Below are 22884 nucleotides of genomic sequence, written 5' to 3'. Positions count from 1 at the left end.
TTAATTTATCTATAGTAGTCAAAAATCAATCTAAAGAAGAATAATTAACCACTAAAATTGGAAATTTAAAGATAGAGTTGTTAATCAATTTTAGGAGGTAAATAGATGACACAAAGATGGAATTATTATTTTAAACCTATAGTAATAATTGTGTTATTCAGTCTGATTTTAACTGGTTGTACAGAAACAAAATTTCTAAGTCAAGAGAATGATACAAAAGAGACGTTAGATTTAAAAGATCCTAATTTAGCATTAATGGCTTATCAGTTAGATCATCAGATGCGTTCTTTATTTAGAGCTGCCTATCAAAGTTATATCAATCTAGAAAGGATAACAGAGACAGATAGTGATAATTTTGACCAGGTTCTTTCTGTTTTACGTATGAGCCTAAAGGATTTTGTTGTAGAAGATCAAATTAAAGAACAAATTAAAAGATTAAAGATTTCTTATCAAGGTGGTGAAGGTGAGTTTACTTTTCCCAGTCATGAAGTAGTTAAGAAGGCAAAAGTAATAAACCAAGAAGAGAATACTGTACAGGTTAGACTAAATATTACTAGATATTATCCTAAAAGAGCTTGGACTAATGAAAGATATAATAAAACTTTTAGTTATGTAGTAACTTTATTACAAGAAGATGATACTTGGAAAATAAAAGATATAAATAATAAATAATTTATTTATATCTCCCTTCTTTTTTTAAATTCATTTAAATATATTTAAATGAATCAATTATTTTTCAAATTGGGAGGGATATGGTGCCAGAAGATAATGATGGTTTTAATTGGGGGAGAATACTGGAGATTACAGCAGAAGTTTTGAAGTTGATTGCTGAAAAAGGATTTAAAACGGAAGCAGCTATTGATAAGGTAGTAACGGAATATGATCTCAGTGACAATGAAAGAGAGAAAATTGAAGAAGAGATAGAAAAAGTATTATAGACTAGATCAGCAACCTTTAAATAGGTTGCTTTTTTATTTCTAAACTGGTTTTATAAATATTGAGTTATTTTTCTTCCAGAGAGGAGATTGAATTAGATTTATTGTGTTGATGTTGATTGGCCTCACGACTTATAGCCTACGACAGTTGATAATTATCAAGTTTTGAGAATAAATTTAAGTGTAACCTAGATTGTTAAAAAGGAGTGCTAATATGATTATTCAACTTCGTAAATGGAAGATTTATTTAGTCTTAATAATTATTTATTTATTTTTCTTTGCTCCTTATCAGATAAAATTTACTAATAGAATAATAACTTCACCTTTATCTTCTCCTCGGGTAATTGTAATTGACCCTGGACATGGCGGAATAGATGGGGGTACAAGTCATAGTAATTTATTGGAGAAGGAAATCAACTTAGAAGTAGGATTAACTCTAAAAGATTATTTGGAATCAAAAGATAGTATTAAAGTAATTATGACTAGAGAAGAAGATACAGCTTTAGATCATCTTAATAATTATTCTTCTAGTCGCCATACTAGAGACTTAAGAGCTAGAATAGATATTATTAATCAAGAAGATGTTGATTTATTTATCAGTTTACATGTTGACCATAGAATAGGACAGCCAAAGATGAGAGGACCAGTTGTTCTTTATTACCCTCGTCACTCTCAAACCAAAGTTTTAGCTACAACCCTACAGAAATATCTCAATAAGATTGAATATGAAAATTTATCTTCTACATACCATCAACCTAAAAAAAGAAGTGATCTATATGTGCTTAAAGCTAAAAACACTCCAGGGGTTATTATTGAAGTAGGATTTATCACTAATACTATGGATCAAAGATTATTACAGCAGAAAGATTATCAACAAGCACTAGCTAGAGCTATTTATAAAGGACTAGAAGAGTATTTTTCTGGGTTTAAATTTCTTACTAAATAAATATTAATTGTTTTAAGCCCCTATAGTAGGGGTTTTTATATTTGGTTTATAATCTTCTCTTCTTTTATGCTCACTTATTTATGCTTTAGAACATAAACTGATACAAATAGTTATTCTGTAAGTAAAGGAGGGAAGAGTATGTCTGTTACCTTAACTATGTTACATTGGGTTTATCTATCTTTTATTTTAATTATTATAGGTGTTATGGTAGCTAAGAGAGATACTACCTTGGTCTGTTTTATCGGGGTTTTTAGTTTAGCTCTATTAGCAACAGGCTCTCTGTCACAAGCAGTAGTTGGTGTTTTTAGTAGTTTGATTTATGCTACTAGGCAGTTAATGGGTACTATATTTATTATATCTATTATTTATGGCATGAGTCAGATTTTACAGAGGACAGGAATTAATGAAGTAATGGTTCATCCTTTTACTAAGTTAATTAAGACCCCTACTTTAGCCTATTGGGTTATTGGGCTTTTAATGATGGTCATTTCATGGTTCTTTTGGCCTTCTCCAGCAGTGGCATTGATGGGGGCTGTTTTATTACCAGTAGCTCTTAAAGTGGATTTGCCAGCCATTGGAGTAGCTGTAGCTATGAATCTATTTGGACATGGAATTGCTCTTTCTAGTGATTTCGTAATTCAAGGTGCTCCTAAGTTAACAGCTGATGCAGCAGGAATTCCTGTAGGAAGAGTAATGGAAGCTAGTCTACCATTAGTTATTGTGATGGGGGTTGTAACTACTATTACGGCTTTTTGGATGTTAAGGAAAGACATCAAGCAAGGTAAATTAAAGGTAGAGGATGAAGATATAGAAGCTACTATTGATAGAGATGAAGATACTAATCAGGAACTTAAACAGACCTTATCAGCTACTACTAAAAAAGTATTGGCAATCTCTATTCCTGCCTTATTTATTATTGATGTAATAGTCATGGTATTAGCTGATTTGCAAGGGGGAGATGCAACAGCTTTAGTAGGTGGTACAACCATATTTATTCTATCTGTTATTTCTTTGTTGGTTCATAAGAATCAAGGTTTAGAAGAAATTACAGAATATATGATTAAAGGATTTAAATTTGGTTTTAAAGTATTTAGCCCAGTAATTCCTATAGCTGCTTTCTTCTATATGGGGGATATGGGTTTTGTAGAAGTATTTGGTGAGGTATTACCAGAAAGTTCTACAGGTTTAGTTAATGATTTAGGTGTAGCTTTGGCCCAATCTGTTCCTTTAAATGCTAGTATTGGTTCGGTTACTTTGACTGTTGTAGGTACTATTACTGGTTTAGATGGTTCAGGTTTTTCAGGTATTTCTCTAGCTGGATCAGTAGCTAAATTATTTTCCACAGCAATTGGTTCAGGGACAGCAACTTTAACAGCTTTAGGTCAAATAGCTGCTATTTGGGTAGGTGGTGGTACTTTAGTTCCTTGGGCTTTAATTCCTGTAGCTGCTATCTGTGATGTAAGTCCTTTTGAACTAGCAAGACGAAATTTAATTCCAGTTGCTATTGGATTAGTAGTAACTACTATTGTAGCTATCTTTCTAATTTAAGTACATAATAATATAAAATATAAAACAAAAAGACCTCCTTAATTTAGCTGAGGAGGTCTTTGGATTTACCAGCTTGCTTTTTTAACACCAGGTAGTTTTCCTTCATGGGCCAACTCTCTAAAGCAGATTCGACATAATTCAAATCTACGTAGGACACCATGTGGTCGACCGCATCGTTGGCAACGATTTTCTTTTCTTGTAGAGTATTTTGGCTTTCTTTTAGATTTTTCAATTTTAGATTTTTTAGCCATGCTGAACCTCCTTTCTAATAATAACGTTATCTAGTTAAATGATTTAATTATTAAATGAGATTATCTTTTATAAGTGAGATATTGTTGATATATAGTGTTAGGGATGAGTGGAATGTAAATAATTAGAATGTTGATGTTATTGATACTGATCACTCATACTGGCACTATCTCTATTACTGGATAATTGATTATAGCATATCTGGATTTAGGATACAAATGTCATTTTTGAACTATTTAATTAGTTTATTGTAAAATAATAATTTGTTTACAGCTGGGTAGATTAAGTTAAAAGAGGTGAATTAAAGGTGAATAAAAGCCAAAAGAAAGAGTTGATAGAGATGTTAATGAAGCATATTAGTCGAGAAGTAGATATTAATCCGTGGGAATTTGCTCAGTTGGCTCAGGAGTTGGCCCAGCAGTGGAATAGTAAAGATGATAAAAGTCAACTTTACCAGGAAATTAGTCCAGGGTTATATAGAAGGGTAGAATTTATAAAAGAATAGACTGATATATATTAACGAAAGTTAAATTTTGAATTAAATACATAATAAATTATTATCTGGTAAAAATATCCTAAACAACATTATAAGGAGTGATAACCATGCTTAATCAAGTCGGTCTTGTAGGAAGATTAGCTAGAGAACCTGAATTAAGGGAGTTAGATAGTGGGACTAAAGTAACTAATTTAATTATAGCTGTAGATCGTAATTATACTAATAGTAAAGGGGAGCAAGAAACAGACTTTATTAGTGTTGTAGCCTGGGATAAGTTAGCGGAAACATGTAATCAGTTTTTAACCAAAGGAAGATTAATTAGTGTTGAAGGAAGAATTAATGTTAGCAACTGGGAAGATAAAGAGACTGGAGAAAGGAAATATAAGACAGAAGTAGTAGCTAAAGAAGTCAAATTTTTAGATAGTCCAACTACTTCTAAAGACTCAGCTGAAGAAGTTTCTGCCTAAGTATTAAAAAGTTGAATAACAATTAATTAAACAGGAATCCAGACTCTGGATTCCTGTCAGAATGAACTCCAATTTTATTGTCGTTGGGGTTGCTGTTGTTGTTTTCTCTGTTCAGCCATTCTAGTCAATCTATTTTCTAAAGAGCGATGTTGAAATAAGTCAATAGCTCCTAATACTATATGAGCTAAGCCAAATCCAGCTACTCCCCAACCTAAGATGGGATCTCTAGAACGAAGGGTAATACCTAGGGTAGTAACAATAGTACCTAGAACAGTAGGAATAAAACCTTCTCGAATTTTATTTCGAATAATAAATCCCTCCTCAATTAGAGTTCATAATTAGTATAAGTAGTGGTAAGGTTAATTATCCAGTTAAATTATGTTTTTCAAGTTTAATTTTATTAATTAATAAAATTAACTATCTGATGACACATCTGATTTAAGTCATCTGTTTCAATTTCTAGACGGAATTTATCTTGATATTTTTGTTGAGAATGGTTATAAAGTGGATCATAGTACTCAGTTAGTAAAGTCTTAATTACTTTATTAAATTGTCCAGCTTGGCAGTTGTTTACTAATTCTTGATAGCCTTTCTTGCCTGCTTTTTTGATAATATGTTTCTTGATAGAAGTAATTGATTCTAAAGCTCGGTCAATAAACCCTTCTTTATCTTTTTTGTATGTTTCTGAGTATTCACCCATAATACGTGTTACTCTTTGGTCAATAGAACTTTTGGTTAGAATATGAATTCCTTCTTCCATAGTTTCTCTAAAGAAGTCTGGCATAACTGAGCTACCAATTCGTTTACTTTCTGCTTCTACAGCTATAATTGGTAGGCCATTAATTTTTTCTAACTTCTCCCATAATAAAGAATCAAAATACTTTTGATTTGTAGGTTCTCCTAGACCAATACTTCCAAAAGCTGATCCACGGTGATTAGCTAATCCTTCTAGATCAATGATTGGTACTCCAGCTTCTTTTAGTTTATATAGTAATTCTGTTTTACCTACTCCAGTATTACCATGTATTACCAGCAATCTGCTTTGTAGCTGATAGTTTTTTAGTCGTTCCATGATAAAATGACGGTAAGTTTTATAACCACCATCTAGTTTATAAAGATCAATACCTGCCATATCAGCTACTAAAGCTATACTTTCACTTCTCATTCCACCACGAGAACAAAAGAGTACTAAGTGCTTATAGTTTTCTGATATATTCTTTATTTTTCTAACTATACTAGGTAACTTAGGAGAGACTATTTCTACTCCTAACATACGAGCTTTAGCAGGTGATTCTTGCGTGTAGACAGTTCCTATTTTGGCCCGTTCTTCATTATTGAAGATAGGAATATTAATAGCACCTGGAATAGTAGCTTCTTTAAATTCTTTTGGAGACCTAACATCAACATAAGCTATAGACTCTAAATCTAGAGTATGGGGATAATTAATTAGTTCCATAGGTTGATTCTCCTATTCTTTAAATTTTATTATATTATTGATTCAGTTGTAGATTAAGAATAGTTGAAAAATAATATATTGTCAAATTTAATCTAATTTTAGTTTATAGTTTTAATAATCAATCATAAGAAAGGTATTTCAGATATAAAAAGCTTATATAAGTCACTATAACTTTTATTACCATAGATAACCTGTAAAAAATTCTTTAGAAGTGATTCTTTCTTAACTAAAGATTTATGAATCTGCTTAGGTGCCCAAAAGAAACAATAGCTTAATAGTTTTGCTTTTTCAAATTCAGGAGTTATCTGTTGGTTGATTAATTTAGTATATTGATCTAAAGACTCTTTTTTAGCTAAAGTAGATAGAATTGATTGACTAGCTAATTGTGCACTATATAAAGCATAGAATATCCCTTCGCCTGAGAGCGGGTCTATTAATCCTGCGGCATCACCTATTAATAAACCATTTGTAGTATTTAATTTTCTTTTCTTCTGCCAAACAGGTAGTAAGTGTCCTTTAGCCTGTAAAGTATCAGCAGTAATATCTTCTTTTATTAAATAGTCTGTAAGTTTCTGTTTTAAATTTAATCCCTGTTTATAGGTTGCTATTCCTACAGATAGGTGATCTTTTTTAGGGAAGATCCAACTATATCCTTTAGTAATGGCACCATAATCTAGATAGATTTTTCCTGTTTGTTCTTTTAATTTCTTAGGAGTAACTTTTATCTCTTTTTCCCAGCCTACAGCATATTTTAACTCAGAATGCAAAGCTAATTTTCTGGCTACTAAGCTATCTGCACCATCCGCTCCAATAATGAATTGAGTATTAAACTCTTGATTTTCAGTTAAAACTTTAATTTTATTTTCTATATCTTTTATATCTACAACTGAGCAGTTATCAATTACTTTGGCTCCTGCTTTTTTGGCTTTATCAATAAGCAGATAGTCCAATTTATCTCTCATAACTAAGTAGACAAAAGGCTGTTGAAAATCGATTGAAATTGGTGGTTGTTCTTGATAATTAAATCTAATCTGACTAATTTTATCCTCTATAACTGGTTTTAATTCTTCTATTGTTAAGAAGTCTTTTACTTTAAGAGAAATAGCACCACCACATGCTTTATACCGAGGTAACTTTTCCTTTTCAATTAATAAGACTTCTCTTCCAGCTTGGGCCAACTGATAAGCAGCATAAGCTCCAGCTGGTCCACCTCCAACAATGATTATTTCAAAATCCAATTTAGTCCCCCCCTAAAAAAGTAAGTTGTTATTAACATCTTATTCTAAATGTTATTTACTTATTGAGAATATTTTTAAAATTAAGTAACAGAGGTCCAAATGACTTAATAATATAATAAAAAAAGGGAGGGAGATTAATGTTATTTAGGTTATTACAAAATGAAGATTTACAACATTTATTAGCAAAGAATAAGCTATTACAAGAAGATATAACATTAGCAGATAGATTAGGGCTATTTTCTACAGGTTTAGGTTTTATAGCAGATATATTAGCTTTTCAAGAACTTAAAGATCCAGATGAGGGAGAAGACCCACCGCTGCCACCTAGTATACAAGAAGAAGAGTCAGGTGGAGATGATACAACTAAGAATCAAAATTTGCTTGTCTGGTTTTTAATCTTGTTGTTAGTTATTAGTGCTTTTTCTGATTATGATTCAGGAAATGATCAAGATAATGATAAACAGTATAATAATTAGGTATTAGATAGATTTCCTTCATTATTTAAATTTAGAAAATAGAGGGTAGGAATATAATGATGAATTTATTTTTGGGACATGCTATATTTAGATACAGTTTTGCATTAGTCATTTATGACTATAAATAAAAAAATAAAAAGGACAACCAATAAAAAAATAGAAAATAAATAAAAGAGGTAACATATATGGAGAAGATGGATGCTAAAGGATTAGACTGTTCTACACCTGTAATTAAAATCAAAAGACTACAGAAGTAGAAACTAAGGTTTCGACATTAAACTAAAGAGTATTTAAGTAAGAAAGTTAGGAGAGGCAGAAGTTGATATTTGAGCTTGTGGAGTAGGAATAAAAATATTTAACAGTAAAATTATTCAATAATATATATTGTACAAGGAGGGTTGAATAATGTCTAAAGAAATTAGATTAACTCAGTATAGCACATCTGGTGGTTGAGCAGCTAAAATAGGGCCAGAGGCCTTGTCGCAAGTTTTGCGACATGTGGAATTTCCAGGAGTAAATGAAGATTTATTAGTAGGTTTTGATAAAGCTGATGATGCAGTAGCCTATAAATTGAAGAATAATCAAGTTTTAATTCAGTCAGTAGACTTTTTTACGCCAGTAGTTGATGATCCATATCTCTTTGGACAGATTGCAGCTACTAATGCTTTAAGTGATATTTATGCTATGGGAGCCAAGCCTTTATTAGCAATGAATATAGTAGGTTTTCCCTCGTGCTTAGATCAGGAGATATTACAACAGATTTTACAAGGTGGCGCAGACCAGATAGCTATAGCGGATGCTATAGTAGCAGGTGGTCATACTATTGAGGATGAAGAGCCAAAGTATGGATTAGCTGCCACAGGAGTAGTAGAACCTGATAAGTTAATTACTAATTCTAATGCTCAACTTGGAGATAAATTAATTTTAACTAAACCTATAGGTATGGGGGTAGTGACTAGCGCTCTTAAAGGAGGATTGATTGAAGAGAATAGTAATCAACCAGCAATTAAGGCTATGACTACTTTAAATGATAAACCAGTTGATTTAATGCATCAGTACGAAGTAAATGCTTGTACTGATATAACTGGTTTTGGCTTATTAGGTCATATTTGGGAGTTAGCTGAAGGTAGTGGTGTAGAGATAACTATTGAGGCCAATGAAATCCCCTTCTTTGCTAAAGCTAAAGAATATGCTGCTATGGGTTTAGTACCTGAAGGAGCTTATAGAAATCAAGAATATTTAACAGAAGAAGTTAGTTTTATATCGAAAGTTAATGAAGTAGTAAAAGATCTGCTATTTGATCCACAGACTTCAGGTGGGTTATTAATTTCAGTTTCTCAAGAGAAAGTAGCTGATTTATTAATTGATCTTTATCAGGTTGGAGTAGATGGTGCTACTGTAATTGGTGAAGTTACAGGGTCAGAGCCTAAAATAAAGGTTAAGAATGAGTTGATATAATGAAAAATTATAAACTATTAGTATTTCATTCGACACATCATTCACTAGCAGCAGAAGAATTACTTAAAGACACTGGATATAAAATATTTATGATACCAGTATTACCTGAGATTACTGCTGATTGTGGAATAGCTGTCAAGTTGAAAGAAAAAGTAGATTCTAATCGGTTATTAGAGTTATTAGGAGAGTCAGGAATTAAGTTTGCAGGCTTATATCAGGTAATAGAAGAAAAAAAAGAGAAACAGATCAAGAAATTGAGTTAGAAAAAACCAGTCTTTTTAAAAAGGCTGGTTTTAATTATATTAATTAAAGTTAAAACACTTGACAGTTAGTTTGAAAGATTATATAATATTGGTAAATAAAATTAAAAAATTAAGTAATTAGTTTTAAATAGAAGATAAATTATCTTTTATTTAGTAATTTATTGTGCAAACGATTCCACTATAAGGGGTGATAGAGATGAACAGTGAAGAAATAATAGATAGAGGAGAAAATAAGGATAAGAAAAGGTATTTTATATTTAGTAAAGTTTGTAATTTCAAACAAGATAATAATTACTTACATCTAAACTTAACAGAAGGAGCTATAACGTTAGAATTTATTACTTCGAATATAGTAAGAGTAGTTACTAGTCAGGAAGATAAAGTTGACTTAAGTACTACTTCTGCTTTAGTAGAACATAACTTAGTTTATAATGATTTTACAGTAGAGGAGAAAGAAGGATTATTAGAAGTCAAGACAGATACTTTAAAGTTGAAGATAGATACTGAAAACTTTGGTATCAGTTTTTATGACTTAGATGATAATTTAATCCACCAAGATTATAATGAGAAGGCCTTAGGTTGGAGTGGAGATGAGGTTAGAGCTTGGAAAGAGCTAAAACCAAAAGAAAGATTTTATGGTTTAGGAGAAAAGACAGGTTGGCTCGATAAGCAAGGTGGAGAGTATACTATGTGGAATCATGATACTTTCGATCCTCATGTTGAAGATACTGATCCTTTATATCAATCGATTCCTTTCTTAATTGGTTTTAAAGAAGATACAAGCTATGGAATCTATTTTGATAATACTTATAAAAGTCATTTTGATTTAGGAACAACAGGTAAAGATTACTATTCTTTCTGGGCCGAAGGAGGTAAGATGGATTATTACTTTATCAATGGTCCCGAATTAAAAGCAGTTATTTCTGATTATACAGAATTAACTGGTAAAATGCCATTACCTCCTAAATGGGCTTTAGGATATCATCAGTCTCGTTATAGTTATTATCCAGAAACAAAGGTTAGAGATTTGGCTGAAACTTTTCGTGAAAAAGAGATTCCATGTGATGCAATCCATTTTGATATTCATTATATGGATGATTATAAGATCTTTACTTGGGATCGAGATAGATTCCCTAACCCTGAACAGATGTTAGGTGACTTAGGTGAAGATGGCTTTAAACCAATTACTATTATTGATCCTGGAGTTAAGACAGATCCTAATTATGATTTATATCAAGAAGGAATTGAAAATGATTATTTCTGTAAGTATCTTAATGGTGAATACTATACTGGTGAAGTTTGGCCAGGTGAATGTGTCTTCCCTGATTTTACGCAACAAGAAGTTAGAGACTGGTGGGGGGATTTGCATCAGAAATTAGTTGATCAGGGAGTTAAAGGTATCTGGAATGATATGAATGAACCTGCTGTCTTCAATAAGACTGATACTATGGATGTAGATGTAGTACATCAGAATGATGGTGATTTAGGTACTCATGCAGAATTTCATAATTTATATGGTTTCTTGGAAGATCAAGGTGTTTATGAAGGGCTAAAAAAACATTTACCAGATGAGCGACCTTTTGTATTGACGAGAGCAGGTTTTGCTGGAATTCAGCGTTATTCTGCTGTTTGGACTGGAGATAATCGTAGTTTCTGGGAACATCTTAAGTTAGCTATGCCAATGTTAATGAATTTAGGATTATCAGGAGTTCCTTTCTCTGGTACAGATGTAGGTGGTTTTACTGGCGATAGTAATGGAGATCTATTAGCTCGGTGGACTCAATTAGGTACTTTTATGCCTTTCTTTAGAAACCATTGTGAAATTAGAGCTATTGATCAGGAACCATGGGCCTTTGATGAAGAGCATGAAGAGATTATTACAAAATATATTGAACTTCGTTATAAGTTCTTAACTCATATTTATAATCTATTCTACAAAGCTAGTCAGAATGGTCTACCAGTTATGCGTCCATTAGTTCTAGAGTATCCAACTGATGAAGAAACATATAATCTATCTGATCAGTTTATGGTAGGAGATAGTATTATGGCTGCTCCTGTTCATGAACCTGATCGTGATAAAAGAATGATTTATCTACCAGCAGGTACTTGGTATGACTTCTGGACTGGAGAAGAGTATGAAGGTGGTCAGCATTTAATAGTTGATGCTCCATTAGATACATTACCGCTGTATGTTAAAGCAGGTAGTATTCTGCCACTTGCTCCAGTGATGAATTATGTAGGAGAAGAAGAGATAGAGGAATTAGATGTAAATATTTATTTAGATAAGGAAGTTACAGAAGAGAGTTATGAGCTGTATAATGATGATGGATTAAGTTTTGCTTATCAAGAAGGAGAGTATAGTTTAACTGAGTTTTCTTATCAGTATCAAGACAATAGCATAGAATTTACAGTTAATGATAAGCATGCTGACTATCAAGAATATAAAGAATATCGACTATCTTTTAATAACTTAGATTCTAAACCAGCGAAGGTTACAATAGATGGTAAAAAAGTTGAAGAGTGGAGTTATGATGGTAGCCAGTTAAAGGTTATCGTATCTATAGAGGCTGATAAAGTAACAATTGAGTTATAGAGATTAATTAAAGGTTGAAGATAAGAGTTTTTCTTATCTTCAACCTTTATTTTTATTTAATAAGCAGGTAGAATAATAATAATCTAGAAATATAGATATATATTAGATTTATTTAAATTGATCAAAAGGGGTGGAAAAATGAAGAAAGTAGCTCTGATTGCTCATGATGAGAAGAAAGATGACTTAGTCAAATTTGCTCAAGAAAATGAAGAAGTTTTGGCTCAATTTGATCTAATTGCTACTGGGACAACTGGTCAGAGACTGAATGAGAACACTAATTTAGATGTTACAAGAATGGCTTCTGGTCCTTTAGGTGGTGATCAACAGATTGGTGCTGAAGTAGCTAGTGATAATGTAGCGGCAATCGTATTTTTACGTGATCCGTTAACTGCTCAACCACATGAGCCTGATGTTAGTGCTTTATTACGTGTTTGTGATGTGCATAATATTCCCTTAGCTACTAACTTAGGGACAGCAAATATGATTTTATTAGATAATTTATCTGGTTAAGATTATTGATAAATGATATTAGTTATGTTATTATATTGGAAGAATGATAATTACATAAATAAATCTGGAGGTGCTAATAATGGCTCATACAATTACTGATGGTTGTATTTCTTGTGGAGCTTGTGAACCTACTTGTCCAGTAGATGCTATTTCTGAAGGAGATGGCAAATACGAAATTGATGCTGATGCTTGTATTGATTGTGGTGCTTGTGCTGGCGCTTGTCCTGTAGAAACAATTGAAGCTTAATAGTTACTAACAAAGATCTCAGGAAAACTCCTGAGATCTTTTTATTTATTATTTTGCTGAATAATTAAAATTAGATAATAAAGTTTTTTAATAAGCTAATTTAGTAGTTAAGAACTGCTTATCACTCCACCATCGACATGAATCACTTGTCCTGTAACATATTTAGAATCATTTGAAGCTAGATAGACATAGGCAGGAGCTACTTCAAAGGGTTGACCTGCTCGTTGCATAGGAGTATTTATACCAAAGTGTTCTACTTTTTCTGCTGGGAAACTAGCTGGGATTAGTGGAGTCCAGATTGGCCCTGGTGCTACAGCATTAACTCTAATTCCTCTATCAATTAAGGATTGTGATAAGGAACGAGTGAAAGTTACTATTGCTCCTTTAGTTGCAGAGTAGTCAATTAAATTCTTATGTCCTTCATATGCTGTAACAGAAGTAGTATTAATAATTGTACTTCCACTTTCTAAATAAGGAAGAGCAGCTTTAGTTAGATAGAAGAAAGAAAAAATATTGGTACGAAAAGTATCTTCTAACTGTTTATTTGTAATATCTAATATACTTTCTTCAGGAAATTGAGTTGCTGCATTATTTACTAAAGTATCAAGTCTGTCAAAGTGATTTATTGTTTTTTTGACAACTTTGTGAGAAAAACTAGAATGTTTAAGATCTCCTTTAATTGTTATGCAACTACGACCTATATCTTCAACTATTTCTTTTGTTTTTGTAGCGTCGATATCTTCATTGAGATAAACAATGGCTATATCAGCACCTTCTTTAGCAAAGGTAACAGCTACTGCGCGTCCAATACCACTATCTCCACCAGTAATAATAGCTACTTTATCTAGTAATTTATCATTTCCTTGATAGTTAGGATTATTAAAGATAGGTTTAGGAGTCATTTTTGCTTCAATTCCTGGCATCTGCTCTTGATGTTGTGGAGGAAAGGTGATTGGGATGTTTTTACATTTGGTTTCAAAGCCTAAGTAGGGATAGTTAGGGTACATAATAGCCCACCTTTCGTTAACTGTTACATTATTATATTCTTTTAGGAAGTAACATGTTCCCAAGTTGTTTTTATCTAAAAGATATTTATATAAATCAACATTTTAGTGCATACTACTTAAGTAGACGGATTTAAAGTTTAATAGTCTTCTATTATAAAGTTTAGTAACATAAATTATTTTTAAGAACTTCTACATTTCTAGCTAAGTTATTTTTCTGAGGTGATAATATATGAAGCCTACTATTGGATTGGCCTTAGGGGCAGGCTCAGCAAGAGGGGTAGCTCACTTAGGTGTTTTAAAAGCATTTAAAGAAGAAGGGATAGAAATAGATTATTTAGCTGGAACAAGTATTGGTAGTATAATTGGTGGATTTTATGCTGCAGGATTGGATTTACATATGCTAGAACGGTTAGCAATTCATTTAGAATGGGATCATTTTACAGATGTTACAGTGTCAAAACAAGGGTTAGTAGCAGGAAATAAAGTTAAAGAGTTTTTTCAATTGCTAACTCATAATAAGGCTTTCAGTGATCTTAATCTACCTTTTGTAGCAGTAGCAGCAGATATAGAAAGAGGAGAGGAAGTTGTTTTAGATGAAGGGTTAGTAGCAGATGCTTTAAGGGCAAGTATGTCAATCCCAGGTATTTACATCCCTTATGAATTAAAAGGTAGAAAGTTAGTTGATGGAGCTTTATTGAATAGAGTTCCTATTAGCGCCTTAAGAGAAATGGGAGCTGATATTGCTATTGGAGTTGAAGTTAGTTATATTGTAGATCAAAACTATAATGTTAGTAATATTTTTGATGTGATTATGAGTTCTATTGATATTATGCAACATGAGTTGGCGCAACATAAAAGATTAGAAGCTGATCTTTTATTGATTCCTGAAGTAGGTCATATTCCATCTACTGATTTGAGTCAAGCTAAAGAGTGTATTGAGTTAGGTTATCAAGTAGCTAAAGAAAAGATACCGCAGCTTAGAGAGATGATTAATCAGTTTTAATAGAATAAGTAAGACAGGGGGGATAGAAGTGGAGATAAGTTTATTTAAAAAGAGAAGTTTTTTAATTAAAGTTTTAATTGTTTTAGTAGTGGTAGGTATTTTAGCTATTTATCCCAGTAATTATTATTTGCTTTCTCCTGGAATAGCTAAATCTATAGAGCCAATGATTAATATTAAGGCAGATACTTATCAACAAGCAGGTATGGTTATGTTGACTGCTGTTTCAATGAAGAATGCTAGTTTATTAGAGTATATTTATGTTAAATTATTTGATCCTGAATTAGTTAAATTACAGTCTAAAAACCTATTACCTCCTGATATGGATATGGAAGAATACTTTAAATTTATGCAGGAAGTAATGAAAGAAAGTCAAATGAAGGCTAAAGCAGTTGCTTTAAAAGAAGTTGGATATAAGACTAGAGTTACAGGACAAGGAGCCAAGGTGACTAATATATTAAAGAAAGGAAATGCTAGAGGTAAATTAAAGAAAGGTGATATAATAGTAGCTGTTGATGGTCAAAAAGTAGGGTTATTAACAGAAGTAGTAAATCAGATTCAGAATAGAGAAATTGGTGATTCAGTTAAAATAACAGTTAGGCGAGATAAGAAAAAAGAAACTTATACAATTAAGACTAAGAGTTTAAAAGAGAATTCAGATAAGCCATCTATTGGCGTGTTGATTACTTCACACAATCGTAAGTATGATTTTCCAATGCAAATAGATATTGATGCTGGTAAAATTGGAGGACCATCTGCTGGAAGTATGTTTAGTTTACAGATCTTTAATCAACTGACTAAAGAGGATCTAACCCATGGCTTAGAGATTGCTGGGACTGGAACAATCAGTTTAGATGGAAAAGTAGGAAGAATTGATGGAGTCAAGCAGAAGATAGCAGCAGCTAAAGAAGAAGGGGCAAAGATCTTCTTTACTCCACAGGCAAATGCTAAAGAGGCTAAGAAAATGTCAGGTCAAGGAATTAAGATTGTACCAGTCAAGAAGTTTGCTGATATTATTAATTATCTTAAAGATCTAAAATAGGCTGCTGTCTATAGTCAATGCCTCCTTGATGGGCTTGTTGATTATTATAGGTAAGGTTATAAAGGTCATTGGCTAATAGGTCATACTGTAACATTTCTTGTAGTAAATCTCGTGGTGTCTGTTTAGTCTTAAAGTAGTTAGCTACTTTAGTGATTAAAGGGAGAGTCCCCTTTTCTTTAATCAGTTTAAGTAGTCTTCGACCTTGATTATTGAAACCTAAGACACGTAAGTATTGAGGCCCATCTTCTTTATCAAATGTAGTTAAATTATCTTCAGTTAATCCCAGTAATAGATGAACCATAATTCTCTGGATTCGAGTCTGAGTAAAGCGTTTAGTTTTAATTAAAGATATTAATTCCGATAAAGAAATAGCTTTTTGAGCTGCTTCTTTTATTCTATTCTCTAGACCACCAGTTACCCCTTCATACTTCTTTAGCTCAGTTTTATTGATTCTACGTAGTAAAGTTAGAATCTGTTGGCTAAAGTGATAGGGGAAAGTTGGCCCTAATCTAGTAGAAAATCTATCTTTAAGAATTTTGACTGTTACTTCTGGTAAACTTGAGGCTACTTCTTCAGTAATCAATTCTTTATTATCTTTTAGATTAGTTTTAATATCTTCTCTAATTGCAGAAGCACTAGCAATTTTATTTAATTCTTTGGAATGATAACCACTTCCTTGGCGCTGGATAGTTAAAGGAGTAATGGAGCTATTTAAATTAGTCAAAGCTTTAATATATTCTAAACCTAAGATATTATTAGGGTTAGTTAATACTTTATGAGCTTTAGCTGCTGGTATATTAGTTTTAGTCGATTCTAAGTATTTATTTAGTGCTTTGGCTCTTGCTTGAGGATAAGACAGGCCTTCTTTTACTTTTTGTTGGATCAATTTACTTAACTTAGTTGGTTCATTAGCTAAAATTTGTCCAAGTTTTTTAAGTAGTTTGATATCACCTTCTTCACTACCAAAGCAGATAGAATCTACAATGTTAGTTGCTACTAAAGATTGGACAGCTCCTAAAGCAAAATATTCGGCACTTCGAGTAGAGTAAGCTACAGGAAGTTGCAAGATTAAATCAACTCCTGATTGGATAGCCATGTTGGCCCTAGCCCATTGGTCTATAATAGCAGGTCTACCTCGTTGTAAAAAGCAACCACTCATAATACAGATAGTAGCATCAGCATTGCTTTTATCTAGTGATTTTTGCAGATGAATCTGGTGTCCTAGATGAAAAGGGTTATACTCAGTAATAATCCCTAAAACATTCATTTCTATACCTCCTTTGGGAGTTATTATAGCTTGATTGGTTATAAATATCAACTATTATTAATTACTAAATGTTTTTTATTGGTAGAGTATTATTGATATAATGTGTCACCATAGGTGACACAGCTGTCAGCTATCTGCTGTGTGCTATCAGCCAATTCAAAACCTATAAAAATTGTTATTTTAATAGGTGTGAGTTGTTTTGTGGTTTTGATTTTGAACTGGCTCACGACAGATAGCTGATAACCTTAGCACAAGGTGCCACTTAATATCAATTAAATGTTACTTTTGTAATTAAAATAATTTAACATTTATAGTTAAGAATTAACTTAGTTATAAATGGATAAAACTAATTATAAGGCAGACAAGATTAGGATTTGAATCTGTCAGATAATTATTAATATTAGAATTAATATATTTAACAAGGAGATTAAATGAGTTATCTAGTAATTAAATATGTAGAAATGAATATGAGGAGGCAAAAATATGAGTCTTATTCGTCAGATTTATGAAAAAGCTCGTACAGATAGGAAAAAGATTGTTTTGCCAGAAGGTACTGAACCACGTATGGTAAAGGCAGTTCCTCTAATTATAGAAAAGGAACTTGCTGATGTTGTATTACTTGGAGATAAGAATGAAATTAAAGATGTTGCTTTAGAACATGGAGTTAATTTGGATTTAGAAGGAGTAGAAATTATTAATCCAGCTAAATCAGATAAATTAGATGACTATGGACATACTTATTATCAGTTAAGAAAGCATAAAGGAATTACAGAGGAAGAAGCAAAAGAGCAAGTTAAGCAGCCTCTATATTTTGGTAGTATGATGGTTAAAAAAGGAGATGCTGATGGAAAAGTAGCAGGTGCTGAAAATCAAACAGGAAATGTATTAAGAGCAGCTATTAAAATTATTGGAACTAAAGAAGATATCTCTGTTATTTCAGGTGCTTTTGTTATGATTGTTCAAGATAAAGACTTTGGAGAGGATGGTTTGTTAGTTTTTGCTGACTGTGCTGTAAATCCAGATCCAGATCCAGATCAGTTGGCTGAAATTGCTGTGTCTTCTGCTAAAACTGCAGAGAGCTTAGCTGGTGTTGACCCTAAAGTAGCTATGTTATCTTTCTCTACTAATGGTAGTGCTCAACATGAATTAGTTACTAAAGTACAGAAGGCTACTGCTAAGGCAAGAGAATTGAATCCTAATTTAAAGATTGATGGTGAGATGCAATCTGATGCTGCTATAGTACCAAAAGTAGCTCAGAAAAAGTATCCTGAAAGTGATTTAGCAGGTGAAGCAAATGTATTAGTCTTTCCTGATTTAGAGGCAGGAAATATTGGTTATAAGTTAGTTCAACGTTTAGCAGGTGCTGAAGCAATAGGGCCAATCTTACAGGGTGTAGCTAAGCCAGTCAATGACTTATCTCGTGGTTGTAGTGTTCAAGATATCGTTAATGTAACCTCTATTACTGCTGTACAAGCTCAGAATTGTTAGGATAAATATTCTTGAAGATAGAGTACATATTAGTGATATAAAGTGGCACTCTGTTTTACGGCTATCAATTATCTGTAAATAGTTTTTATTATGAAAGATCTGATTTTTAAACCTGTATGATTTGTCGTCAGCCAAGTCAAATTCAAAATCATAGAAATATCTCAAATCCTTAGAGTGTGAAGATTGTAAGGGGTTATTTTTTGAATTTAAAGATTTTGAATTAGCTGATAACACATAGCAGACAGCTGATAGCTGTGTTACTGGAAGTGACGCACTATATCAATTAAGTTTTATTTTTATAATGTAAATTAAACTGGTCTAAATATAAATTAACAATAGGAGGAATAGAAAATGGATATTCTAGTAATTAATAGCGGAAGCTCTTCAATTAAGTATCAATTATTTAATATGGAAGATGAATCAGTGTTAGCTAAGGGATTAGTAGAACGGATTGGAATTGAAGGTTCTCGTTTAGAACAGGAAGTTGATGGAGAAGAAATTGAGGTAGAACAAGAGATTGCTGATCATGCTGTAGGTATGGAGTTAGTAATTGATATTTTGACTGACGAAGATAATGGTGTTATCTCTAGTGTAGATGAGATTAATGCTGTTGGTCATAGAGTAGTACAAGGAGGTAAGTATTTTGATAAATCAGTTGTTGTGGATGAAGATGTAAAAGAGAAGATTGAAGAGTGCGCTACTTTAGCTCCTTTACACAATCCTGCTAACTTAATGGGTATTGAAGTCTGCGAAGAGTTAATGCCACATGCTACCCAGGTAGCTACTTTTGATTCTGCTTTCCATCAGACAATGCCAGAAGAAGTTTATATGTATGCTCTACCTTATGAGCTTTATGAAAAGCATGATATTAGACGTTATGGAGCCCATGGTACTTCTCATAAGTTTGTAGCTAATCGTGTGGCTGAAGAAATTGGACAGGATATTGAGGATTTAAATATTATTACTTGCCATCTAGGTAATGGAGCTAGTGTAACAGCAGTTAAGAATGGTAAATCTTATGATACAAGTATGGGTCTTACGCCATTAGAAGGATTGGTTATGGGAACTCGCTGTGGAGATATTGATCCAGCAGCAGTGCCTTTTGTAATGGATAAAGAAGATTTATCTCCACAAGAAATGGATGATTTAATGAATAATGATAGTGGGTTATTAGGAGTTTCTGGAGTTAGTAGTGATATGAGAGATATTGAAGAAGCAGCTGAAAATGGAAATGATAGAGCTCAGTTATCATTAGATATGTTTACTCAACGAGTGAAGAAGTATATTGGTGCTTATACAGCTGAAATGAATGGTGTAGATGCTATAGTATTTACAGCTGGAATTGGTGAGAATGGTATTGAAGTTAGAGAAGAGGCATGTAAAGATTTAGACTATTTAGGTATCAAAATTGATCCAGCTAAGAATAATGTTAGAGGAGAAGTAGCTGAAATCAGTGCTGATGATTCTAAAGTTAAAGTTTATGTATTACCAACGAATGAAGAGTTAGTTATTGCCAGAGATACAAAAGAATTAGTATAATAGCCAATTTAGTTGGCCCGTTTCTTGACAAAGTAGTAAATTATATATTATAATAAGGGATGTTGTTTTAGGGAAGATGATAAAAGAATGTCTAGTTATCCCCTATTATGATATTTTTTGAGGTGATTAAATGAAAATTGATATTAGTAGCATCAAGGATACTTTAGGGGCCACGATGGATGTTGAACGTTCTATTGAACTAGAGTCTAGAAAGATCCAAGGGCGAGAAGTGATCTTTACTGAACCCTGTGAGTTAGATTTGATGGTTATTAATTCAGATGATAAATATGTAATTAGTGGACCTGGGAAGGTGGTTACTCAACTTCCTTGTAGTCGCTGTCTAGAAGAAGTTATAGAAACTTTAGAGTTTCAAGTAACTGAAGAAATCCCCAAAGAAGAGATAGAACATGATGAAATAGATTTAACTGATACTTTAGGAGAGTACATTCGTTTGTCTTTACCAATGCAATCACTTTGTGATGAAGATTGCCAAGGATTATGTCCAAATTGTGGTACTGACTTAAATGAAGATGATTGCGATTGTTATATGCATGAAGTAGATCCACGTTTAGCTAAATTAGGCAAGTTATTAGATGATTAAGTAATAAATAAAATAATACATGATAGTTAGATATTAATCAAAGGAGGTGTTAATAATGGCAGTACCAAAGCAGAAAACTTCAAAAACGAGAAAAAGAAAGAGAAGAACTCATAAAAAGTTAGATGCACCAAACTTAGTAGAGTGCTCACATTGTCATGAGCCAAAATTATCACATCGGGTATGTCCTGAATGTGGATATTATAAAGGTAGAAAAGTTAAGTAATCTTATAAAGGGCAAGGTAGGTAAAACCTATCTTGCTTTTTTTATTTTGGGTAGTAGGTAGTTAAAAAAGATTATAGTTTTTGATAAATTTATATCTATTTGTTAATTCTAATAAAGAATTGGATAATAAATAAACGATTTAAAGATAATTTTTAACTTGCAATTAAGTGATAAATTATATATAATATCAAATGGAATTGGTTTAGTAGCTGGTATTAATATGAGTTATTAATAGGTGGTAATATCAAATGGAGAACCTTAATAAAGGTGAACGCCAAAAAAAGTTAAAAGAAAAATTAACTGAAGATCCTTTTTTAATAGATAAAGAATTAGCTCAACTATTTGGGGTAAGTATTCAGACAATTCGTTTAGACAGAAAGGAATTAGGAATTCCAGAAGTAAGAAAAAGAATTAAGTCAGTAGCTCAGAATGCTTATTCTAAGGTTAAATCAGTAAAAAGCGGCGAAATAATTGGTGAATTAGTAGATATCGACTTAAATATTAGAGGTATTTCTATTTTAGAGACAGTAGAAGAAATGGCTTTAGAAGAGACTAAAATAGTTCGAGGACATCATATTTTTGCCCAAGCTAACTCACTAGCAGTGGCAATTATTGATACTGATATTGCTTTAACAGGGGCTTCTAAAGTACGATATAATAGACCTGTATCTATTGGAGAACGATTGATAGCGAAAGCAAAAGTGGTAACTAAAAAAGAGAATAAATTCCGTGTTGAAGTGGAAACTAGAGTTAAAGAAGAAAAGATTTTTGACGGTGAGTTTGTTATTTTTGCTGTAGAGGATGAAGTTAGTGGTAAGGAGGATGATTAAGTTTGAAGATAGCTGTTGATGCTATGGGGGGAGATGATGCTCCTTTTGAGATAGTCAAAGGAGCTGTACAAGCAAGTTCAGATATCAAGGGTAAAATTATTTTATTAGGAGATCAAGAAGTAATAAAAGAAGAATTAAATAAATATAATCATCAATCAGATAAATTAGAAATATATCATACTAGCCAAGTTATTAATATGGATGATTCTCCTTCCCGGGCTTTACGAAGAAAGAAGGATTCATCAGTGGTAGTTGGTGCTCAATTAGTAGAGCAAGATAAGGTAGATGCCTTTGTATCTGCAGGTAACACTGGGGCTGTTATGACAGCAAGTACTCTCAAAATAGGTCGAATTGAAGGTGTTAAAAGACCAGCAATTGCTACTGTATTTCCTGGTTTTAGAGGAGAAACATTAGTTTTAGATGTGGGAGCTAATGCTGATAGTAAACCAGAGCATTTAGTTCAACAAGCTCAGATGGGGCATATATATGCTACTGAAGTATTACATAAATCTAATCCTAAATTAGGATTATTAAGTATTGGAGAAGAGAAGAAAAAAGGTAATCAGCTGACTAAAGCTGTATATCCAGAATTAGAAGATATAGATAATATAAATTTTATTGGCAATGTAGAAGGTAGAGATATCTTTACTGGAGAATATGATATTATTGTTACTGATGGTTTTGTTGGTAATGTAGTGTTAAAGACGGCTGAAGGATTATCCTCTGTTATTCTTAAGAGTATAAAAGAGGAGATTGAATCAGATTTGCGCAGTAAAATAGGTGGTTTCTTACTAGAACCTGCTCTTAATCGTATCAAGAAGAAGATGGACCCTACTGAGTATGGCGGGGCTCGTTTATTAGGAGTGGATGGTATTACAATTATTGGACATGGTAGCTCTAATGCAAAAGCAATTGTAAATGCTATTAAAACAGCTGAAGAGTCAATAGAAGTGGAATTGATTGATTTAATTAAGCAGAATATCAATGAAGGGACTGATAGTTGAT

26 protein-coding genes are annotated in these 22884 nt (G+C 32.4%); 20 read left to right on the top strand and 6 right to left on the bottom strand.

Annotation, left to right across the window (positions count from 1 at the left end):
- Nucleotides 1-105: 105 nt before the first annotated feature.
- From ACYQ39_RS01920 to ACYQ39_RS01905, 4 genes are all read left to right on the top strand, one after another.
- Entirely contained in the window at nucleotides 106-672 is a 567-nt protein-coding gene (locus ACYQ39_RS01920; protein ID WP_459840189.1) for a hypothetical protein, read from the top strand.
- 83 nt (nucleotides 673-755) lie between these two features.
- On the top strand, nucleotides 756-938 hold the full coding sequence (locus tag ACYQ39_RS01915) for a hypothetical protein (RefSeq protein ID WP_459840188.1): 183 nt from the start codon (nucleotides 756-758) through the stop codon (nucleotides 936-938).
- A 211-nt stretch (nucleotides 939-1149) separates the two neighbouring features.
- Nucleotides 1150-1881 carry an N-acetylmuramoyl-L-alanine amidase family protein gene (locus ACYQ39_RS01910; protein ID WP_459840187.1) on the top strand — a complete coding sequence of 244 codons (732 nt, stop codon included), beginning with the start codon at nucleotides 1150-1152 and terminating at the stop codon, nucleotides 1879-1881.
- 138 nt (nucleotides 1882-2019) lie between these two features.
- Nucleotides 2020-3429 carry a hypothetical protein gene (locus tag ACYQ39_RS01905; protein ID WP_459840186.1) on the top strand — a complete coding sequence of 470 codons (1410 nt, stop codon included), beginning with the start codon at nucleotides 2020-2022 and terminating at the stop codon, nucleotides 3427-3429.
- 65 nt (nucleotides 3430-3494) lie between these two features.
- Here the strand turns inward: ACYQ39_RS01905 and ACYQ39_RS01900 are convergent, their stop codons facing one another.
- Nucleotides 3495-3680 carry a type Z 30S ribosomal protein S14 gene (locus tag ACYQ39_RS01900; RefSeq protein ID WP_459840185.1) on the bottom strand — a complete coding sequence of 62 codons (186 nt, stop codon included), beginning with the start codon at nucleotides 3678-3680 and terminating at the stop codon, nucleotides 3495-3497.
- A gap of 305 nt (nucleotides 3681-3985) precedes the next feature.
- Between ACYQ39_RS01900 and ACYQ39_RS01895 the strand changes: the two genes are divergently transcribed.
- On the top strand, nucleotides 3986-4183 hold the full coding sequence (locus ACYQ39_RS01895; RefSeq protein ID WP_459840184.1) for a hypothetical protein: 198 nt from the start codon (nucleotides 3986-3988) through the stop codon (nucleotides 4181-4183).
- 98 nt (nucleotides 4184-4281) lie between these two features.
- A complete protein-coding gene (locus tag ACYQ39_RS01890; RefSeq protein WP_459840183.1) occupies nucleotides 4282-4641 on the top strand; it encodes a single-stranded DNA-binding protein in 360 nt (119 codons plus the stop codon).
- A gap of 74 nt (nucleotides 4642-4715) precedes the next feature.
- Here ACYQ39_RS01890 and ACYQ39_RS01885 read toward each other — a convergent pair whose 3' ends face one another.
- From ACYQ39_RS01885 to ACYQ39_RS01875, 3 genes are all read right to left on the bottom strand, one after another.
- On the bottom strand, nucleotides 4716-4937 hold the full coding sequence (locus ACYQ39_RS01885) for an asparagine synthase (RefSeq protein WP_459841617.1): 222 nt from the start codon (nucleotides 4935-4937) through the stop codon (nucleotides 4716-4718).
- 104 nt (nucleotides 4938-5041) lie between these two features.
- Nucleotides 5042-6097, bottom strand: a complete 1056-nt coding sequence (gene mnmH / locus ACYQ39_RS01880) for a tRNA 2-selenouridine(34) synthase MnmH (RefSeq protein WP_459840182.1) — start codon at nucleotides 6095-6097, stop codon at nucleotides 5042-5044.
- A gap of 122 nt (nucleotides 6098-6219) precedes the next feature.
- Nucleotides 6220-7335, bottom strand: a complete 1116-nt coding sequence (locus ACYQ39_RS01875) for an NAD(P)/FAD-dependent oxidoreductase (protein ID WP_459840181.1) — start codon at nucleotides 7333-7335, stop codon at nucleotides 6220-6222.
- A 137-nt stretch (nucleotides 7336-7472) separates the two neighbouring features.
- On the opposite strand from ACYQ39_RS01875, the gene ACYQ39_RS01870 reads away from it, so the two are divergent.
- From ACYQ39_RS01870 to ACYQ39_RS01845, 6 genes are all read left to right on the top strand, one after another.
- Nucleotides 7473-7811 (top strand): hypothetical protein, encoded by a 339-nt coding sequence (locus tag ACYQ39_RS01870; protein ID WP_459840180.1) that lies wholly within the window; start codon nucleotides 7473-7475, stop codon nucleotides 7809-7811.
- Nucleotides 7812-8216: 405 nt separating this feature from the next.
- Complete coding sequence (gene selD / locus ACYQ39_RS01865; protein WP_459840179.1) at nucleotides 8217-9269, top strand: selenide, water dikinase SelD; 1053 nt, start codon at nucleotides 8217-8219, stop codon at nucleotides 9267-9269.
- Nucleotides 9269-9532, top strand: coding sequence for a putative Se/S carrier protein (locus ACYQ39_RS01860; protein ID WP_459840178.1), 264 nt, complete (start codon nucleotides 9269-9271; stop codon nucleotides 9530-9532). The genes selD and ACYQ39_RS01860 overlap by 1 nt, the downstream gene beginning before the upstream one ends.
- A 196-nt stretch (nucleotides 9533-9728) precedes the next feature.
- Nucleotides 9729-12125 carry a glycoside hydrolase family 31 protein gene (locus ACYQ39_RS01855; RefSeq protein WP_459840177.1) on the top strand — a complete coding sequence of 799 codons (2397 nt, stop codon included), beginning with the start codon at nucleotides 9729-9731 and terminating at the stop codon, nucleotides 12123-12125.
- Nucleotides 12126-12263: 138 nt separating this feature from the next.
- The gene (gene mgsA, locus ACYQ39_RS01850; RefSeq protein WP_459840176.1) at nucleotides 12264-12635 is read left to right on the top strand and encodes a methylglyoxal synthase; all 372 of its coding nucleotides are present in this window, start codon (nucleotides 12264-12266) and stop codon (nucleotides 12633-12635) included.
- A gap of 79 nt (nucleotides 12636-12714) precedes the next feature.
- Entirely contained in the window at nucleotides 12715-12882 is a 168-nt protein-coding gene (locus ACYQ39_RS01845; RefSeq protein ID WP_459840175.1) for a DUF362 domain-containing protein, read from the top strand.
- A gap of 107 nt (nucleotides 12883-12989) precedes the next feature.
- Here ACYQ39_RS01845 and ACYQ39_RS01840 read toward each other — a convergent pair whose 3' ends face one another.
- Nucleotides 12990-13889, bottom strand: a complete 900-nt coding sequence (locus ACYQ39_RS01840; protein WP_459840174.1) for an SDR family oxidoreductase — start codon at nucleotides 13887-13889, stop codon at nucleotides 12990-12992.
- A 229-nt stretch (nucleotides 13890-14118) separates the two neighbouring features.
- On the opposite strand from ACYQ39_RS01840, the gene ACYQ39_RS01835 reads away from it, so the two are divergent.
- Together ACYQ39_RS01835 and ACYQ39_RS01830 are read left to right on the top strand one after the other, a co-directional pair.
- Nucleotides 14119-14892, top strand: a complete 774-nt coding sequence (locus ACYQ39_RS01835; protein ID WP_459840173.1) for a patatin-like phospholipase family protein — start codon at nucleotides 14119-14121, stop codon at nucleotides 14890-14892.
- Between the two features lie 28 nt (nucleotides 14893-14920).
- Entirely contained in the window at nucleotides 14921-15931 is a 1011-nt protein-coding gene (locus tag ACYQ39_RS01830; RefSeq protein ID WP_459840172.1) for a YlbL family protein, read from the top strand.
- Here ACYQ39_RS01830 and ACYQ39_RS01825 read toward each other — a convergent pair.
- Nucleotides 15915-17198 (bottom strand): nucleotidyltransferase, encoded by a 1284-nt coding sequence (locus tag ACYQ39_RS01825; RefSeq protein WP_459840170.1) that lies wholly within the window; start codon nucleotides 17196-17198, stop codon nucleotides 15915-15917. The genes ACYQ39_RS01830 and ACYQ39_RS01825 overlap by 17 nt on opposite strands.
- A gap of 483 nt (nucleotides 17199-17681) precedes the next feature.
- Between ACYQ39_RS01825 and pta the strand changes: the two genes are divergently transcribed.
- The 6 genes from pta to plsX all read left to right on the top strand — a co-directional run bounded on the left by pta (nucleotide 17682) and on the right by plsX (nucleotide 22883).
- Complete coding sequence (pta, locus tag ACYQ39_RS01820; RefSeq protein WP_459840169.1) at nucleotides 17682-18686, top strand: phosphate acetyltransferase; 1005 nt, start codon at nucleotides 17682-17684, stop codon at nucleotides 18684-18686.
- A 351-nt stretch (nucleotides 18687-19037) separates the two neighbouring features.
- Nucleotides 19038-20225 carry an acetate/propionate family kinase gene (locus ACYQ39_RS01815; protein ID WP_459840168.1) on the top strand — a complete coding sequence of 396 codons (1188 nt, stop codon included), beginning with the start codon at nucleotides 19038-19040 and terminating at the stop codon, nucleotides 20223-20225.
- Between the two features lie 130 nt (nucleotides 20226-20355).
- Nucleotides 20356-20826 carry a YceD family protein gene (locus ACYQ39_RS01810; protein WP_459840167.1) on the top strand — a complete coding sequence of 157 codons (471 nt, stop codon included), beginning with the start codon at nucleotides 20356-20358 and terminating at the stop codon, nucleotides 20824-20826.
- 55 nt (nucleotides 20827-20881) lie between these two features.
- On the top strand, nucleotides 20882-21049 hold the full coding sequence (gene rpmF / locus ACYQ39_RS01805) for a 50S ribosomal protein L32 (RefSeq protein WP_459840166.1): 168 nt from the start codon (nucleotides 20882-20884) through the stop codon (nucleotides 21047-21049).
- 248 nt (nucleotides 21050-21297) lie between these two features.
- A complete protein-coding gene (gene fapR, locus ACYQ39_RS01800; protein ID WP_459840165.1) occupies nucleotides 21298-21879 on the top strand; it encodes a transcription factor FapR in 582 nt (193 codons plus the stop codon).
- A gap of 2 nt (nucleotides 21880-21881) precedes the next feature.
- On the top strand, nucleotides 21882-22883 hold the full coding sequence (gene plsX / locus ACYQ39_RS01795; protein ID WP_459840164.1) for a phosphate acyltransferase PlsX: 1002 nt from the start codon (nucleotides 21882-21884) through the stop codon (nucleotides 22881-22883).
- Nucleotide 22884: the final 1 nt, after the last annotated feature.

It is taken from the genome of Halanaerocella petrolearia (assembly GCF_054657875.1).
Note: the sequence above shows the minus strand (reverse complement) of the source record. Positions and strands in the feature narration are given on the sequence as shown.